Here is a 17,001-nt window from a genome sequence, read left to right as displayed (position 1 = left end):
CTTAGCGCCGGCCTGCGCGGCAACAACCCCGTGGCTCGCAGGGACAAGCAAATGGCCTGGAAGGCCTTAGCGCTTGTCGCGCGCTGGCCACGAACCGGCGCCGATGCGGCATAATATGGCATGCTGAAACTGACCTTCCTTGGCACCTCATCCGGCGTGCCAACTATCCGGCGTAACGTAACTGCGCTGGCCTTACATACAACAATGAACCGCGACTGGTGGCTGGTCGATTGTGGCGAAGCCACCCAGCACCAGCTGCTGCGCATCCCGCTCACCGTGCATGACCTGGCGGGGATCTGCGTCACCCACATCCATGGCGACCATAGCTACGGGCTGCCGGGCCTGCTCGCAAGCGCATCCATGAACGGCCGCAAGAAACCGCTTATCCTGATCGCCCCGGCCCCGGTCAAGGCCTGGCTCGATGCCACCATGCTGCATACCGAACTCTTCCTGACGTTCGAGATCATCCACATCGACGTGGCTAGCGAGCAGTCGGTCTACCAGCAGGATGGGCTGACGATCGAACGCTTCCCGCTCTCGCACCGCGCTCCCAGCTTCGGCTTCAAGTTTAGCTTCGAAAAGACTACATGGAAGGTTGATAGTGAGGCGCTGCGCGCGCGCGGCGTGCCGCCCGGTCCGGCCTGGGGCCAGCTCCAGCATGGCAAGGACGTACAAATGGACGACGGTACCGTGCTGGCCGCAGCCCGCTACCGCTCGCAGCACACCGAACGGGCGACCGCGGTCATCGGCGGCGACAACGATACGCCGTCGCTGCTGGCCAAGGCTTGCCAGCATGCCGACGTGCTGGTCCACGAGGCTACCTACACCGAGGCCGTGCTGCAAAAAGTCGGTCCCGGCCCTCAGCACAGCTCGGTGCAGCGCACCGCCAGCTTTGCCGCCGATGCGCAAATACCGAACCTGGTCCTGACCCATTTCAGCGCCCGCTACGACAGCCTGGAAGGCATGGCTGAGGTGGCAGCCGAAGCGCGCCGGCATTACAGCGGCACGCTATTCCTGGCGCAGGATTTCAATACCTATGAACTGAGCAACGGCGCCCTGGCGAAACTGCCCCCAGCGCCGCGCGCAAAATAACGCCATGACAGCAATCACCGAATTCCGCACCGCATCCCCGGCACCTGAATACGACCATCCGCGCGAAGAACGCCGGCTGGAGGGGCATCCACAGCGCACCACCTGGAACCATTTCACCAATGCCAGCGGCGAAGTCCATGCCGGCATCTGGGCCTGCGAAAAAGGCAGCTGGCGCATAGAGTTCGCACCTGGCAAGGATGAGTATTTCCATGTCCTCGAAGGCCGCTGCCGCGTGATTGACGAGCAAGGCCGGGCCGCCGAAGCGGGACCGGGTGACGCGCTGGTGATACCGGGCGGTTTCAAGGGGGTGTTCGAGGTTGTCGAACCGGTTCGCAAGCACTATGTGATCGTAGAGCGCAACACGGGCGACGCATCCTGATGTTTTTTTGCTATTATTCGCTCCTTTTCCCAACAGGAGCATCGAATGAAACTCACTATCCGGGCACTGGCCCTTACTGCCGGCCTTGCCACCGTTTGCCTGACTAGCCACGCCGAGGTGATCCCTCTCAAACTGGCCCCGGGCCTGTGGGAAGAAACCCGCGTCACCCTGATCAACGGCCAGAACGTCGAGGAAGCGATGCGCAAGGGCCGCGAAAAGATGATGGCGCGCCTGACGCCGGAACAACGCAAGCAGATGCAGGAACAGATGGGTCACGGCAGCAACGCTGGCGGAACCCAAACCTGCCTGACACCGGCACAGGTGGCCAAGGGCGTCGACACCGAAGTCATCAAGCGCAAAATGGAACAGTCGTCCCAGGGCTGCAAGCTGGACATCATCTCGGCCAGCAGTTCCGGCGCCAAATTCAAGGCCGCTTGCATGGGACCACAAGGGAACAACTACAACGGCAGCGGCGAATATATCGTCGCCAACAGTAAGGAATGGCGTTTCAAGATGGTCGGCGACGGCAAGGTCACCGGCCCGAATGGCGCCCCCGTGCCGCAAGCGGGCGACTTCCATGCCACCCAGGAAGTGACCGCCCGCTGGAAAGGCAGCGACTGCGGCAGCGTGGCCCCGCAGCAGGAGGGCTAAAAGTTGGATTGACGGGGCTTCATTTGAAAGCCAGTAAACATTGCTCATGTTAAACTTCTGCTTGGCGCCCCTGAGTTGAGAAGAAGGATTTGAATGGCAGTGATGTCGTGGTTTGGCTGGTCCGTGCTGTGCACCCTCCCCCTGGTCTGGCGCCTGGTGAAGGTGTTTGTGCTGAAGAGGGCAACCCTGCTTGGACAAGGCTTCATTCGCCTGGTCCTGGGCACCCTGCTTTTTTTGCTGGCCAACTCGATTGCCGCCTCGCTCAGCCGTCCTGCCGGGATAGGCCTGGTCCTCGCCACGGGGATCGTGGCCGTTCCCTGGCTGTTCGGCTATCGGGCCCTCGAATTCCTGGCTTGGTGCAGCCGCCTCGCGCGCTTGACCAAGCGCCCGGCCGGGCCGGACCGGCGTGCGGCGCCGAGACCTGGCCCCGTCACTGCCGCGACGGCTACCCCGCAGCGCACGAGCGACCGTTTTATCGACAAACGTCCGGCGTGGGAAGCTCCCCCGGACGCACCACCGGCGCGCTTCTTCGGAGCGGATGCCCTGGAGAAGGCGCGCGCCGCTGCGCCCCGTCCGAGCGAAGAATGGGCGGAAGTCGAAAGCCTGCGCCCAACCCCGGCAATGCTGGCCCGGGCCAGGGCCAGGGAAGAATCCGAGACGCGTCCCAAGCAGGCACAAACCATCAGGATCGTGAAGCTGCCGCCGGCGTCCGAGCCGGTCCGCACCATGAAGGCCGCTTCCCCGCTGGCGCCGGGCGTGCAAGCGGCGATGGTACAAGTACAGCTGGTGCAGACAGCTATAGAAGTGCGCACGATTGCCGCTACAATGCCCGAGCCGGCTTGGCTGAGCGACATGGCAGGCGTGCAGTCCACGCTGGAACATGCGCCGCACATCACCGGGCAGCCGATCGAAGTCGAATACACGCCGTTTGCGCCTGTGCCGGATGCTGCGCCGCGATTGGACTGGCATCCGTCCCCTCCAGTCATTCAAATTGAGCCTGTGCCGCTGGTTGCTGTGCCGAACGTGCAGCAGCTGGAACCGTCCATCACGGTTTTCGCCCCGCCTCCCGCCGCGCCAGAGCCCGCGCCGGCATCCGCTCCGCCAGCCCCGCCTGCCGAACCGGCCGCGCACTGCACGGCGTCGGAGTTCGATATCGAAATTCCTGGACTGGACCTGCTGGACGCCTTTTCCGAAGCCAGGTTCGAAGTGTCCTCCACCGAACTGGAGGAGACGGGCCGTCTGATCGAACAGCGCCTGAAGGAATTCAAGGTCCCGGTCACCGTACTTGGCGCCTCCGCCGGTCCTGTCATCACCCGTTTCGAGATCGAGCCGGCGGTGGGCGTGCGCGGCGCGCAGATCGTGGCGCTGGTGAAGGACCTGTCGCGCGCGCTCGCCGTGACTTCGGTGCGCGTGGTCGAGACCATTCCCGGCAAGACCTGCATGGGCCTCGAGCTGCCCAACACCCGCCGCCACATGATCCAGCTCTCCGAGATCCTGGCATCGGATGCCTACCGCGCCTCCCGTTCGCAACTCACGCTGGCGATGGGCAAGGACATCACCGGCGCCCCGGTGGTCACCGACCTGGCGCGCGCGCCGCACATGCTGGTTGCGGGCACCACCGGTTCCGGCAAATCGGTGGCAATCAATGCCATGATCGTATCCCTGCTGTACAAGGCCACGCCAACCGATGTGCGCCTGATCATGATCGATCCGAAGATGCTGGAACTATCGGTCTACGACGGCATCCCGCACCTGCTGGCGCCCGTGGTCACCGACATGAAGCTGGCGGCCAATGCGCTGACCTGGTGTGTCGCCGAAATGGAAAAGCGCTACCGCCTGATGTCCGCCCTGGGTGTGCGCAACCTGGCCGGCTTCAACCAGAAAATCCGCGACGGCAAGGCGGCCGAGAAATACATCACGAATCCGTTCTCGCTCACACCGGACGCACCGGAACCGCTGTCGACGCTGCCGACTATTGTCGTAGTCATCGACGAGCTGGCTGACCTGATGATGGTGGCCGGAAAAAAAATTGAAGAATTGATCGCGCGCCTGGCGCAGAAGGCCCGCGCAGCCGGCATCCACCTGATCCTCGCGACGCAGCGCCCTTCGGTCGATGTGATCACGGGCCTGATCAAGGCCAATATCCCGACCCGCGTTGCCTTCCAGGTGTCGTCCAAGATCGACTCGCGCACCGTGCTTGACCAGATGGGGGCCGAGACCCTGCTGGGCCACGGCGACATGCTGTTCCTGCCGCCAGGCAGCGGCTACCCGCAGCGCGTGCATGGCGCCTTCGTATCCGACGAAGAAGTGCACCGCGTAGTGGACTACCTGAAGCAGTTTGGCGAACCCGAATATGAGGAGGCGATCCTGGCCGGCACGCCAAGCGAAGAGCCGGCAGCCGACCTTCTCGGCGACGTCAGCGCCGGGGAAACCGATCCGCTCTACGACGAAGCGGTGGCCTTCGTCATCCGTACCCGCCGTGCCTCTATTTCTTCGATCCAGCGCCAGTTGCGGATCGGATACAACCGTGCAGCGCGCATGGTGGAAGACATGGAGGCAGCCGGCATCCTTTCCTCCATGTCGACCAACGGCAGCCGCGAGATCCTGCTCCCTGTCTCAGCGGAATGAGCAAGCGGTTGCGGCACGCTGGTGCGGCCGCGGCTCGGGCCGGCACTAGAACTTGATGCCGATCACGTTCATCAGGCGATTCAGGTCTCCTTCTTCCTGCATGACTTCAGCCAGGACTTCCGGCAGGGGCATGCGGCCCCACCGGGCGGCACGGCGCAACAGGAACGGCGTTGGGCTGTGCGGTTCCACCGCCACCAGGTAGTCGGCCAAAGCATCCAGCGTCACATAGGCTTCGTTGCGGTCCCGCCATTGGCCGACGACGATCGGCTCCTGCTTTGGCGCTGGTTCCGGCGCCGTTTCAGCAGCCGGCGCTTGCGGCGCTTCCCCAGCGGCGGCTGCCGCGACACTTTCCCGCTGCTCCGGCTGCAACTGCTGCAGCACGCGCTGGACGGCTTCCAGCGCGCCTTGCAGCTTGCCCAGTTTGGGCGACTGCTCCTGCAATTGATCGTGCAGCATGGCCGACATCGAGTGCAGGTAGTCCAGGCTATGCAAAACGGCGGCCCGCGTGACTGCCATTTGCGCACCTTGCGCCGCACCAGCGGCCAGTACATCGGCGCGGGTCGCCACCGGTTCGCCGCCCGGCGCATCGGCGCCCGCTTCACGCGCCGTCGCCATGCGTTCCCAGTCGGCCAGCGTAGCGCGCGGCGGCTTGAAGCCTTCCAGCATCAACAACGGCGCCTGGACGCGTACGCTGACGCTGAGCGAGTCGTTCAGCCACTCCAGCGACGCCAGCCGCGCATCGCAATCACCGTCGTCCTCGATCAAGGGATGCAGCACCGGCCAATAGCTGCGCAACAGCGCATCCAGCAAACGCAGGCCATGCAGCAAGCCGACGAAGCCGCGCTGGCGCATCCACGCTTCGGCCAGCCAGACGGCAAGCTGCAAGTCTTTTGAGCGCGTGGCGAGCATCGTGCCGCAGCGCTGTGCCACCTGGTCCCAGTCGGCGTATTTCAGCGGCCGGTCCCAATGGCCCATGGGCAGGCTCGGGTCGTCCTCTTCGCGCAGCAGGCGGATCTCGGTAAACGCGGAGTCGTCGCGTGCCGGTGGACCGCATGGCGCGTCTTGCGACACGGGCGCCAGCAACTGGTCCAGCAATTGCTGTTCGGAGGCGCTGACCAGGAAATCGGGGATCGCTTTCATCGCTAAGCCTTTAGGGAAGTGACGGCAAGCAGCTTGCCAAGTTGTTGCACCAGGAATTTGGCCGCCAGCGGAGAGGTGCACTTGTGCAGGTCTACCACCGAAGCGGCGGGCGGAAAGTAGATCCGCTCCGACAGGGCCACCAGCCGGCCGGTATCGAAACCTTCGTCCACCTCGTGCAAGGCGATCACGGCATGGTCGGAACCATCGTCCAGCAGCGCCTGGAAGGGATTCGGGCCCGCATAGCCGGATGGCCAGCCGTCGTCGATGCAGGGATGCAGGTTGAAGAAGCCGAAACGGGGAAAACTGCGCAGGCGGGCATCGATGCGCTGGCCGAAAGTGGCGGCAATGCACAGGTCGGGGCGCCATTCCTCTTCATATTCACGGTAGAAAAGTTCACTCTTGACGCGCCCTTTGTAGACCGGCAGTCCATGTGCACCCGCCAACGTCTCCACCATTGCCGCTTCGCAGGCGCTGTGTGGATAAGCCCAGACGCGGCGCGCGGGGCTGACAAAACTGGCGCCGGCATCGTCGGTGGCAACACCCACCACCATTACCTGCAGCCCGACCGGGCCTTTGAGCAGTTCGGTCAGCACATGAAAACCGCGATAAAAGCTGCCGAACAGCGCGATCCTGGCCGGCCTTGTCATGTCCATGCTGCCCTCACTCGGCCAGGACCGCCTGCGCCGTGCGGCGCGGCGCTTCATTGGCCCGGGCCGGCTCATCCCAGGCGGGCGCCTGCGTCGGCCACGCCAGCGGCCAGGCCAGCGGCGCACGCTTGCCCGGAGCGCTGACCAGCAGGCGCACGAAGACGCGGGCGCGTGTATCAGGCGCGGCCGGTTCGCTGTGCGCCAGCGGGAATTCGAAACGCAGCAAGGGAACCCGGCCGTCGCCGGCACTGGTGTCGCCGTCGCGGTAGGCGCCGATAAGGCTGAACAAGGCCCACGGATCGTCGAAGCGGTAGCTGACCGTGCGCGCCTCCACCGTCATGTTCGGATGGCCGGCTTCCGCCTTCGGGACCACGGTGCCATCGCGCGCCAGGCGCAGGGTCAGCAGCACCGGCATGCCCGGCTCCCAGCGCAAGGCGCGCACCTCGCCCTGCCTTACCGTATTGGCGCCGATCGCCAGGCTCCATTCGATGATCTTGTTTCCTTCCGACTCCGCCGCGACGTTGACGCGGAACTGCGCCGTCACATCCAGGCCGCCGGCCTGGCCTTCTTCCGCCGGGAACAGTGGCGCCAGCACCTCGCGCACGCGGCGCCATTGCAGGTCCGCCTGGCGCACCGCGGCACTGGCCACCGGCGCGCCGGGATCGCGCTCGGCGCGTGCACCTGCGGCGCGCACCCGTTCATACTGGCGCAGCGCCGCCCCTACCTCGTCGACGGCGGCAGCGGGAGTCTCGCTGCCACTGCCGGGCCAGGCCAAAAACGGCAGGCGCTTGCCGAGGTCGCGGTTATAGGCGTCGGCAAAGCGCTCCCATTCCACCTTGTACTGGTGGGCAGACAGCTCGCGGCAGCGGGCTTGCAAAGCGTCCTGCAGGCTGGCCAGGCGTTCGGCGAACAGGTCGGCGCCGCGCCGCTGCGTCGCGCGCCCTGCCAGCTTGTCCAGGCAGTTGCCGGCCTCGATCTCGCTGCCGCCCTGCAGGATGAAATGCTCCAGTGCGATCAGCGAACTGGTCGGGCTTTTCAGGCGGTAGCGCCGCAAGTCGGCGGCGATACCCTGCCAGCGCGCCAGCGCCGGTGCACCGGCTGCAGTGGCGCCGGCCAGCGGCAGCACGCCTTCCACCTGTTTGCCGGCCACCTCGATGAACTCCAGCTGTTGCGCGACGTAGTCCGGCAGGGCGCCTGCATCGCCGCCGGCAAAGGCGTCGGCCAGCGGTCCTTTACCGCCTTTCCACGACAGGAAGCTGCGGTCGCGCGGCTGGAACACTTCGGCCGCCGTAAAGTAGTCGTCCATGCGCTGCAGGCGGGTCAGCGCGTCGCGCGCCAGCGCCGCATCCAGTTCGGCCAGCGCCGCGCGCGCACCCAGTTCCTCAAGGAAGGCGCGCACGCGCAGCGCCGCCGCGCGTTCGGCATCGCTGGCCGCGCCTGGCAAGGCTGCCGGGGCAATACTGGCCGCCTGCGCCAGCGCATTATGCGTGCTCTCGGCCAGCGCCAGGTCGACCAGGGCTGCGCTGGCGGGCTGCAAGGCGGCCGGCAAATGCAGATAGCTGCCGGCTTGAAAGGCTTTGCGCGCCTCGGCCATGCTGGCAGCGCGTTCCAATTGGCCTTTGTCCCAGGCCAGCGTGGCGCCGGGCGGCACCTCCGGCAAGCGTGCAGCGGCGCCCTCTTTCATGTAAGGCTGCGCCAGCAATGCCGATACCGTCTCGTGCAGCAGTTTGCGCTCCGGCGTGAAAGCCCAGTGTCCCTCGCTCCAGGCCAGGCCGGTGCTGCCGCCATCGATTGCCAGCGGGGTCGCCAGCAGCCCGTCCCATGCAGTCTTGAAGGCCGCGAAGCCTTGCGCCGCCCGTTCCTTCAACTTGCGCGCCGGCTCCGGCCCGAGCAGCCCATTGCCGGAAATGCGCGCCAGCAGCGCATCGTGGGTGGCCCCCAGGTTGACTGTGCCTTCGCGCATCCAGCCGCCCTTGGCCGTGGCCAGCATGGCTTTTTCATCGTCCAGGGCGCCCCGCAGCGCTAGCCAGAGCTGCAGCTGCCCCCCCAGTTCGGGGGCGCGGGGCGCGGTCTCCAGCAGGCCGGCCGTGCTGGCCGCAACTGCCTGTTCGGCACGCAGCAGGCCATTGCCCTCGAACAACCGCCGGTAGAGCGCATGGCTGGCCAGCTTCAGCGTGCAATAGGCGGCCTGCTGCATCACTGTAGTGTCCAGCGCCGGCAGTTTCTGCGCGGTGGCGCGAAACATCGCTGCCGTGCGCGGCGGCAGCCCTTGCAGCTGCACGCCGAGCAGGTCGCGCACCGCCAGCGCCAGGTCGTCGCTGGTGGCCGGCGGCGCGCCGGGATCCTGCAGCCGCCGCAGGGCCTGCAGTGCGCCGTCCAGCCGGTCGAGCTGGTCCAGGTACTGCAGCAGGCCAAGGTACTGCGGCAAGTCTTCCAGGTTGAGGGCGCGCGCCGATCCGGCCGACTCGCTCCAGCGCGCCGGCAGGCTGCATTGCGCGCCAGGGATCAGCTGTCCGGCAGGATCGCGCGGCACGCCGGTCAGGACCGAAGCCTGCGCCAATGCTGCGCGGCGCAACGGTTCGAAAGCATGTTCGGCAAAATCCCTGGCCAGGCGCCGCTGCAGCCGCACATGCAGGTCGTCGAATACGGACCAGGAACCGGGCATGAAGACCGAGGAGAAACGGCGCGCCCCCAGCTGTTCCAGGCTGCGCAAGGCGTCGACTGTGCGCTGCTGGCCGGCTTGCGCGCTGGGCGTGTCGGCGGCGCCATCGGCCAGCGCCTGGCGCTGCAGGTACTCGTGTGCCGCGCTGCCTTGCTGCGACAGCTGGATGGTGGCGACCACCAGCCCGACGCTCCACGCCGCCGGCAGCGCCCACAGCGCAAGCTGGCCGGCACGGCTCAGCGCCGGTCGCCGCAGGCGCGAGGCGCCGCGCAGCAGGCCCATCTCAGGAAAGATCTTGCGCTCGAAGATATCGCGCAGGAAGGCCGGCATGCCCGGCGCCTGCTCCAGCGCCGCCGTGCCGCCCTGCTCCGCCGCCCGGGCCTGGCCCGCCGGCATGGCCGCGCTGCAATCGCCGCTCAGGAAGATGCCGCGCAACAGGAACGGCTCATGGTAGGCGCTGGGGCGCATCAGCTCCCCGCAGAACAGCTTCAAGCCGGCACGCAAGCGTTCCAGCTGCGCCGGGAGCAGGAAATAGGCGGAGCTGCCGCCATCGCCGCCCTCCAGCGCACACAGTTCGGCGCAGGCGTCGGCTACGCTGCCGGTCACCTGGTCCATGGCGGCGTCGACCCATGTTTCCCGGAACGGCGCCACTACTTCATACGGCGCGGCCCAGCCCAGCATGCAGCGGCGCAGTACCTCGGGCAAGGCGGCGGCAAAGCTGGCAAAGCCGGGCACCTGCTCGCATTCGGTGATGACCAGGTGCAGCGGGAAGCGCAGGGCCAGCCGGTTTTGCGCCAGCCACAGGCGGCGGTGGATCGCCTTGGCGCGCGCGGCCAGTTCCTGCTGGCCTTGCGCATCGCCGGCCAGCAGGGCCGAACAAGGCAGGGCCAGGACGATGGCGTCGAACGGCCGCTGCGGGCGGTACTTGCGGCACAGCGCAATAAAGTCGTCCCAGATGCCGGTATTGGCGGCAATGTCCGGATCGGGAGAACCGAGCTGGCTGGCCTGCAACTGCGCCACCACGCCCTGGTCGAAGAAATGCCAGCTTACCCCGAGCGCTGCGGCGCGCTGGCTGCTGTCGGCGCTGAGTGCGCTGGGCAGGCCCGATTGCGCCAGCGGCAGCCCGGCGCCGCTGCCTTCATCCAGCACCAGCGTCCAGCATAGCTTGTAACGTTCGGCACGCGTGGCAAGGCTGCCCTCGATCAGCTCGAGCGCGGTGCGGAAAGACTGGCGCAGCGAATCGCTGCCGAGTTTTGCGACGGCGGCGCCGGCAGGCTGGCCGGGCCCGCGCAGCGCGGCGCTGACCACCACCGCCAGCAGGGCCAATACCAGCAGCGTCACCAGCAGCAGGCTGACGATGGCCAGGTTATCGGACAGGAAGTTCAGCATGGCAGCCCCCTTGCCGCCGGTGCGGCGGACCAGGCAACTGCCGGCGCCGCAAGCGCGTCACGCACCGGCCACGATTGCCACAGCCAGAACACCTCGGACAGGCCGAGCAGGATCAGCAGCACCAGTCCCAGCGCCAGGTAGCGCCGGCTCAGGCTCGCCAGGCGCCGCGTGCCCAGGTGCGCCAGCGTACTGGCATAGGGCTGGTCGCTCAGCACCGCGTCGCGCCCGCCCAGCCCCGGCGCACGCTGGTAGGCGAATTGGAACAGTTCGCGGCGGTAAGCGGCCAGCGGGGCCAAGGTCGGTCCGTCGCGATAGCTGCCCTGGAATCCGAGCGCCAGCACGTGCAGGAACATGCGCGCCTGGCTGCGCTGGGCCGGCTCGCGCTCGCGCAGCAGCTGGTCGATGTCGGCAAACACGCGCTGGCCGGCCTGGCTGCTGTGGAACAGCAGCGCCTCCAGCAGCACGTGCTGCCAATACTGGCGGCCGGCCCAATCGGTGTGCAGCAGCACTTCGTCGGCCAGGGCCGCCTTCAGGTAGCGCGCCTGCGCCGCCGCGTCGGCGCCGCTGCGGCCGGCGACCCGGCCCGCCTCGCGCGCCTGTTCCTCGATCAGGGCACAAAGGCGCTGGCTCAGCGCATCGGCGCCGGCGCGGCCGTCCGCTTCGCCCAGGCGCACGGCAGCGGCCACCTCCTGCTGCAGCACGCCGACGAAGGCGCGCAACTGGGCCGAGGCAAAGTCGTCGCCGCCGGCACTGGTGTCGTGGGTAGCCATGTTCAGTCTTTCACGAAGAGCACCACTTCGCGCGGGCGCCCTGCTTGCGAATGTTCCAGCAGGTTGCTAAGCAGCAGGTCCTGGCCGGCGACGATAAACTGCGGCGCGGCTTCAATGGCAAACAGGTTCCAGCCGGCGCCGCCGCGCAAACCCAGTTCCGGTGCGCAGTCGATCGACCAGCGGGCCGCACCCGGCACCCGGCGTTCGGCCAGCGAAGTCGAAACGGTGCGCGAGCCGATCACTGCGCGCTCCATCCAGTCCTGCAGGCCGCGCTCGTCCTGGCCGCGCAAGCCGACGACCAGGCGCGCGCCCAGCCAGGCTTCCTCTATCGGCAAGGCGAATACGCGCCCCTCGTCGCGGAAGGTGTGGCTGCGCCATTCCTGGCTCACCTCGCAGGCCAGGTCCTCCAGGTTGTCCAGCACTTGCTGGAAAGCGCCGTGGCTGTCGGCGTGCACGTACACGGGAGGCACCAGCGGCACGGCGCCGGGGCGCAGCGCGCACAGCGGGCCCAGTTGCGCGCAGAGGGCCAGGTAGAGCGGCAGCGGCTGCACCTGGGGCGCAAAGACGGCCGCTTCCAGCAGCGGCAGGTGCAGCGTCAGGCTGGCCAGGCGCGAGCGCAGTTCCAGCAAGGCCAGCCTTTCTTCCGGCAGCGACGACCCGGCTGCACTCTGGCGCGCCAGGAACAGCGCCTTGCTGCGCATCTGCGCTGCCAGCGCCTTGGCGCGTTCCAGCAGCGGCGCCTGCGGCGCCACCGCCAGCTGCGCCGGCCAGAACGGGGCGCGCCGCACCTCTTCGTTCTCGCGCAGCAGTTGCATCAGCTGCAGCGAAACGTAGGCTGCGCCAGGCACCGTGCCAGCCATCAGCGCCAGGTTCGACGCCATGCGCGGCACCTCTTCCGCCAGTGCCTCCGACACCTCGTCTTCGACCAGGCTGCCGGCGATGCGGCGGAAACGGGCCGGCTGGCCCGCCAGCCGCAGCGAGCGCGCGCTGCCCACCGCCAGGTAGACCGGCACTGCCTGCTGCTCCATGGCGCCGCGGTATGGCGCCAGGTCCAGTTCCAGCGCATGGCCCTGCGCCAGCGCCGCGTTGTAATGCACCGCCATGCCGTCCGGCAGGATAGCCTCGATGGCAGTGATGCGCAGCAGGCCATTGCCCAGCAGCGCTTCGTCAACCTCGAGGCGGCGCACGCCCCAGGCAGCGGGCTGGCCGGCAAGGGTTTGCCAGCCCACCAGGGCGTCGACCCGCGCGCTCTCCTGCTGGAAGTGCTGGGGCGCCAGCAGCATGCCCTCATGCCACTGGATATGTTCGGATAAGCGTGCTTCGGCCATGGCACTTTCCTCCTCTAGTGGGCTGTACCGGGCTGGATGTCGCTCGCGACAAAGCCCTGGGCGTTCAATTGCAGGACGTAGCCGCCGCGGTCAAGCAGCAGGCGCGCGCGGTGTTCGCCCGGCACGGCGTAGTTGGCAAAGGCCAGCGCGGCCCAGGCACGTTCTGCGCCGAAGCGCTTTGGCTCGAGCTGAATCACCTGGCCCGGCGTTATTTCCACCGCCAGCACGGTCAGGGCCTCGGGAAAAGTGCGCTGCAGGTCGGCGCGCGCGGCAAAATAGCGGGCGGCAGGCATCGCGGCCAGCGTCTCGAGCACGCTCTTGTCCTTGACCAGCACCACGTCGACCGCCAGCGCACTATTGCCGTTGGCGTTGTCGGCAGCGGCCAGGGCCAGCGTTTGCCAGCGCGGTGCCTGCGGCCGCGGACCGCCGGCAAGGTTGGCCAGCGTGCTGCAGCCGGCCAGCAGGATAGCCGCCAGCAAGGGGACGGCAGGCTTCGCATGTTTCATGGCGCCTCCTTAAAAAGTAGCCAGCAGGTTCTTGCGCAGTCCGGCGCCCATGCCGGCGCAGAACACCAGCAGGAACGTGCCGCCCAGCAGCAGCAGGCTGAGGACCGCCTCGCGCCGCCCCAGCACCAGCAGCACCGGTGCCGCTGCGGCGCTGCCGCCCGCTGCCGCCGCCGGCATCCGCCCGGGTTCGGTCGACAAGGCAACCAGCGCGGCGGCAGCCAGGTAGGACACCAGGCTGCGCGTGCCTTCACACAGCAATTCCACAGCCACCATCACCGGCAGCAAGGCATCGAGCGGCAGGCCGAAGCGCGCTTGCAGCACCCCAGCCCACAGGGCTGCCTTCGCGCCCGGCAGGCCGCTGGTCGCGAGCGTGAACCAGCAGGACAAGATGGCCATCAGCACGATCTCCTGCGCGCCCAGCGCGTGGCCATAGAGATTGGCTGCATACACCGCCAGTACCGCGTAGAACAGCGCCTCGCCGCTGCGCACGAACACCGGGAACGCGGACGCCAGCAGTTCAACGCTGCCGCGCGCAAAGCCCAGCCTCCCGCTGAGCGCGGCGATGAATTCCGGCAGTGCAGCGGTACCTACCGGCGAGAACAGGCAGACCGTCAGCGGCGCGCGCAAAGCCGACAGCACCGGACCCGGGGCCGACTTGAGGCGCCAGCACAGGGCGGCCAGCGCCAGGCTTGCTGCCAGCAGCGCCGCCACACCCCAGCTGGCGAGGAATCCGCCCAGCAGGCCGGCTTCATTGCCGGCAGCGCCGACGGCTGCCGCCGCCAGCACAAAGGCGATCAGCGGCAAGCCGCGATTGACCAGGCCAATCACCCCTTCCAGGCCGCGATAGACGGCCTCCAGGATATGGCCAAGATGCGCTGCGCGCTCCATTTTTTGCGCGGCGACGGCTGCGCCAAACAGCAGCACGCCCACCAGCACCGATGGCACGGCACCCGCTGCCAGCGCCGCGTACAGGTTGGACGGCACCAGGTCCGGCGCCACGGGCATTGCCGCTTGCGCCGCGTCGGCGCCGCGCAGGCTGACCGGGGCGGCAAGTTCGGCCTGCAGCGTCAAGCGTCCCAGTGCTGCCGCCTGCCCGGGCGCCATGCCGGCGCCGCCGGCCGCCGCGCTGGTCAGCAAGGCTCCCGCCAGGGCGCACAGGAACATGCCGCCCACGCCGGCCGCCAGCAGCAAGGCGAAGCGGCCCCACGGCGCGCCGCCGGCAACGCTGCGCTGCAGGCCGAAATACACCGCCAGGGCCAGGAACGGCAGCGTGGCTGCCTGGACCAGCGACAGGTAGAGCGCTGCCAGCGCCGCCAGCACGGGGCTCGCTCCCGGCCACGCCAGGCCGCACCACGCGCCCAGCAGCATGGCGGCCAACAGGACCGCTGGCTGGTGCAGGATCGCCTGGAGCAGCTTCATGGTGTTTCCCTCACAAACTGAGTGGCCGTGCGCAGATCAGCGATACCGCCGCGCAGCTCACCAGCACGCTGACCGCAGTACGCGCCATTGCGCACAGCGGGTCGACCGCAACGAACAGCACGAACGCGGCCTCGAACGGCAGCGACAGGCAGGCGCATACCGTGCCCATCAGCCCAACTGTCGCCACCCCGCCCATGCCGGACGAAGCGAAACCGGTCAGCGCAGCCACCGCGGCCAGCAGCGCCAGTTCGCCGCCCCCCAGCGTGCGGCCGTACAGCGCCGCGATGAACATGGTGCCGCTGACGAAATACACCACCGGTCCGGCGCGCAGCAAGGCCGTACACAGGGGCACCAGCAATTCGACGCGGGTGCGCGCAAAACCCAGCGGCCCGGCCAACGCCTGCACCATCGCCGGCATGCAGGCGGCGCTGCTGTTCGTGGCCACCCCGAGCGCAAACGGTTCGCGCATGGCTTTCAGGACGGGTTGCAATTCGCCCCCTGCGCGCTGGCGCAGCAGCAGCAGGGCCAGGCAGATCACCAGCACGCTGGCGAACAGGAAGCTCACCACGTAACCGGCCATCGCAGCCATGGCGGCGACGCCGGTATGCGCCACCTGGCCCGCCGTCATGCACACCACTACCAGGGGCAGCGGCAGGTTGATCCAGCGCGTCAAGGTCTGGCAGGCCTCGTACACCGATTGCAGCGCCTGCTGCAGGCCGCCGGCTATGCGTTCCGGCACCTGGCCCACCGACATCCCGAACAGCAGCGCGAAGATCAGCACTTTCAGGGTTTCGCCTTCGGCCAGGGCGGCAAAGATATTCGACGGCACCAGGCGCCGCACGATCTCCTGCGCATTGACCGTTGCCGGCGGCGAATCCGGCTGGCGCAAGGCCATGGCAGTGTTGGTCTGGTCGGCGGCGCCGCCGACGATCTGCCCCAGTTCAAGCCGGGTGGCATCGGACAGGTTGTCGCCCGGATGCATGGCCAGCGTGCCCGCCGTGGCCAGCATCGCCGCCGCCAAGGCAAGCAGCACGAAAACCGCCACCACGCGCTGGGCGATCCTGCTGGTCCCGCCTTCGCGGTACAAAGTCTGCAAGCTCAGGACCACGGCCGAGATCATGAACGGCAGCACCACCATGGTCAGCAAATTGACGTAAATGGCGCCAACCAGCGCCAGGCGCTGCCCGATAGCCGGCGCCGACCAGCCGATCGTCCCGCCCAACAGCACGCAAGCGAGAACCACCAGCGGATTGGTGGCGAGGGACTGCACGCGGCGCCATGCCGCGGCCGGCGGCGCTCCTGCCGGTTGTACCAGGGAGCTCATGGTTTCATTCTCCGCTCTTCAGGCTTGCGCCGGCTGGCCTGCATCGCAATCACCTCGTTGCCGAAGGACAGCAAGGTGCCGTCGCGCACGCCAACCATCACGCTCAGCGCGGTTTGCGCGTCGGTAAACGTCACGGTACGCAGGCTCAGGGCCAGGCGCGGGTCCTGCTCCAGCACCTCGCGCACGGCCAGCTCGTCGCGATAGGCCGCCAGCACTTCGCCATGGCGCACCGCCTCGACCAGCGCCTGCCAGCTTGGATATGGCTGCAATTTTGCTGCCGGGAAGTCGCGCCGGGCAAACTCCACCCATGACGTATTGGCAATCACGCCCAGCGGTCCTTCGAAGCTGCGCAGTGCTTCCTTGAGCGGCTGCTTGCCGTATTTTTCGGCGAAGCGCACCCGGTGAATCAGCATCGCGTGGCCCAGCATCCGGTAAGGCGTGGAGAACGCCACCATCTGGCTGCGCCGCAGTGTACGGCCGAGGCGGCTGATACCCAGGTCGGCCTGGCCGTTGCCGACCATTTCCACCACCGCATCGACAGTGGCTGAAGTGCGGTCGAAGCGGACTTTCACGCCAAGTTCACCGGCGATTGCCTGCGCCAGGTCGATATCGATGCCGCGCAGGACGCCATCCTTCTGCGCGTAGAACGGCGGACTGTCGGTCTGGTACATGGCCACAACCAGTTCGCCGCGCTCGACGATGCGCGCGATTTCGGGCGCCAGCAGGCGGCCGTCGGCGGTCCGTACCAGCGGCGATGCCGCCGCTGGCGCCGCATTGGCAGCCAGCGCTGCCGGCGCGACCAGCAGGCAAGCCACTATCGCCAGCCAGGCCAGGCGCGCGTTCATGGCGACTCCTGCCCGGCCGCTGGCGGCGTCGCCGCTTCGACGTTTTTGAATGCCTGCGGCGCAGCAGCCAGCACTTGCGGCGGCTCCGCGGTCTGCGCCGACATGCGCAGGCCGACCTGGAAACCCAGCGCAAACAGCAGCACCAGCAAGGCCAACACGCCGCACAGGCCGACCGCCAGCAAACGGGGAGTAAGGCTCAATCGGTATTCCATCATCGCACC

General features: G+C 67.7%; 13 protein-coding genes and 1 pseudogene. 4 read left to right on the top strand and 10 right to left on the bottom strand.

Annotated features, from left to right (window positions below):
* Positions 1-120 precede the first annotated feature (120 nt).
* From ASE26_RS18760 to ASE26_RS32095, 4 genes and pseudogenes are all read left to right on the top strand, one after another.
* Complete coding sequence (locus tag ASE26_RS18760) at positions 121-1,092, top strand: ribonuclease Z (RefSeq protein ID WP_057246726.1); 972 nt, start codon at positions 121-123, stop codon at positions 1,090-1,092.
* Positions 1,093-1,096: 4 nt separating this feature from the next.
* Complete coding sequence (locus tag ASE26_RS18755) at positions 1,097-1,471, top strand: cupin domain-containing protein (RefSeq protein WP_057246725.1); 375 nt, start codon at positions 1,097-1,099, stop codon at positions 1,469-1,471.
* Between the two features lie 45 nt (positions 1,472-1,516).
* Positions 1,517-2,122 carry a DUF3617 family protein gene (locus ASE26_RS18750; RefSeq protein WP_057246724.1) on the top strand — a complete coding sequence of 202 codons (606 nt, stop codon included), beginning with the start codon at positions 1,517-1,519 and terminating at the stop codon, positions 2,120-2,122.
* Positions 2,123-3,169: 1,047 nt separating this feature from the next.
* A pseudogene (locus tag ASE26_RS32095) lies at positions 3,170-4,750 on the top strand (DNA translocase FtsK); the annotation flags it as partial.
* A 45-nt stretch (positions 4,751-4,795) separates the two neighbouring features.
* Here the strand turns inward: ASE26_RS32095 and tssA are convergent.
* The 10 genes from tssA to ASE26_RS18695 are packed head-to-tail and all read right to left on the bottom strand — an operon-like array spanning position 4,796 to position 16,980.
* Complete coding sequence (gene tssA, locus ASE26_RS18740; RefSeq protein WP_055923713.1) at positions 4,796-5,890, bottom strand: type VI secretion system protein TssA; 1,095 nt, start codon at positions 5,888-5,890, stop codon at positions 4,796-4,798.
* A 2-nt stretch (positions 5,891-5,892) separates the two neighbouring features.
* Positions 5,893-6,543, bottom strand: a complete 651-nt coding sequence (locus ASE26_RS18735; RefSeq protein WP_082591410.1) for a formyltransferase family protein — start codon at positions 6,541-6,543, stop codon at positions 5,893-5,895.
* Positions 6,544-6,550: 7 nt separating this feature from the next.
* Positions 6,551-10,588: a type VI secretion system protein gene (locus ASE26_RS18730; RefSeq protein WP_057246722.1), complete on the bottom strand. Its 4,038-nt coding sequence runs from the start codon at positions 10,586-10,588 to the stop codon at positions 6,551-6,553.
* The gene (locus ASE26_RS18725; RefSeq protein ID WP_055923718.1) at positions 10,582-11,358 is read right to left on the bottom strand and encodes a DotU family type IV/VI secretion system protein; all 777 of its coding nucleotides are present in this window, start codon (positions 11,356-11,358) and stop codon (positions 10,582-10,584) included. The genes ASE26_RS18730 and ASE26_RS18725 overlap by 7 nt, the downstream gene beginning before the upstream one ends.
* Before the next feature lie 2 nt (positions 11,359-11,360).
* Entirely contained in the window at positions 11,361-12,686 is a 1,326-nt protein-coding gene (tssK, locus tag ASE26_RS18720) for a type VI secretion system baseplate subunit TssK (protein WP_055923720.1), read from the bottom strand.
* Between the two features lie 14 nt (positions 12,687-12,700).
* Complete coding sequence (locus tag ASE26_RS18715) at positions 12,701-13,192, bottom strand: hypothetical protein (RefSeq protein WP_055923723.1); 492 nt, start codon at positions 13,190-13,192, stop codon at positions 12,701-12,703.
* Positions 13,193-13,201: 9 nt separating this feature from the next.
* A complete protein-coding gene (locus tag ASE26_RS18710; protein WP_057246721.1) occupies positions 13,202-14,611 on the bottom strand; it encodes a cation:dicarboxylate symporter family transporter in 1,410 nt (469 codons plus the stop codon).
* 10 nt (positions 14,612-14,621) lie between these two features.
* A complete protein-coding gene (locus ASE26_RS18705; protein ID WP_057246720.1) occupies positions 14,622-15,935 on the bottom strand; it encodes a dicarboxylate/amino acid:cation symporter in 1,314 nt (437 codons plus the stop codon).
* Complete coding sequence (locus ASE26_RS18700) at positions 15,932-16,780, bottom strand: ABC transporter substrate-binding protein (protein ID WP_057246719.1); 849 nt, start codon at positions 16,778-16,780, stop codon at positions 15,932-15,934. The genes ASE26_RS18705 and ASE26_RS18700 overlap by 4 nt, the downstream gene beginning before the upstream one ends.
* Complete coding sequence (locus ASE26_RS18695) at positions 16,777-16,980, bottom strand: hypothetical protein (RefSeq protein ID WP_156397797.1); 204 nt, start codon at positions 16,978-16,980, stop codon at positions 16,777-16,779. Before ASE26_RS18695 ends, ASE26_RS18700 begins: the two co-directional genes overlap by 4 nt.
* Positions 16,981-17,001 lie beyond the last annotated feature (21 nt).

Origin of the sequence: Duganella sp. Root198D2 (assembly GCF_001428585.1) — a bacterium.
Classification (GTDB): domain Bacteria; phylum Pseudomonadota; class Gammaproteobacteria; order Burkholderiales; family Burkholderiaceae_D; genus Rugamonas.
Note: the sequence above shows the minus strand (reverse complement) of the source record. Positions and strands in the feature narration are given on the sequence as shown.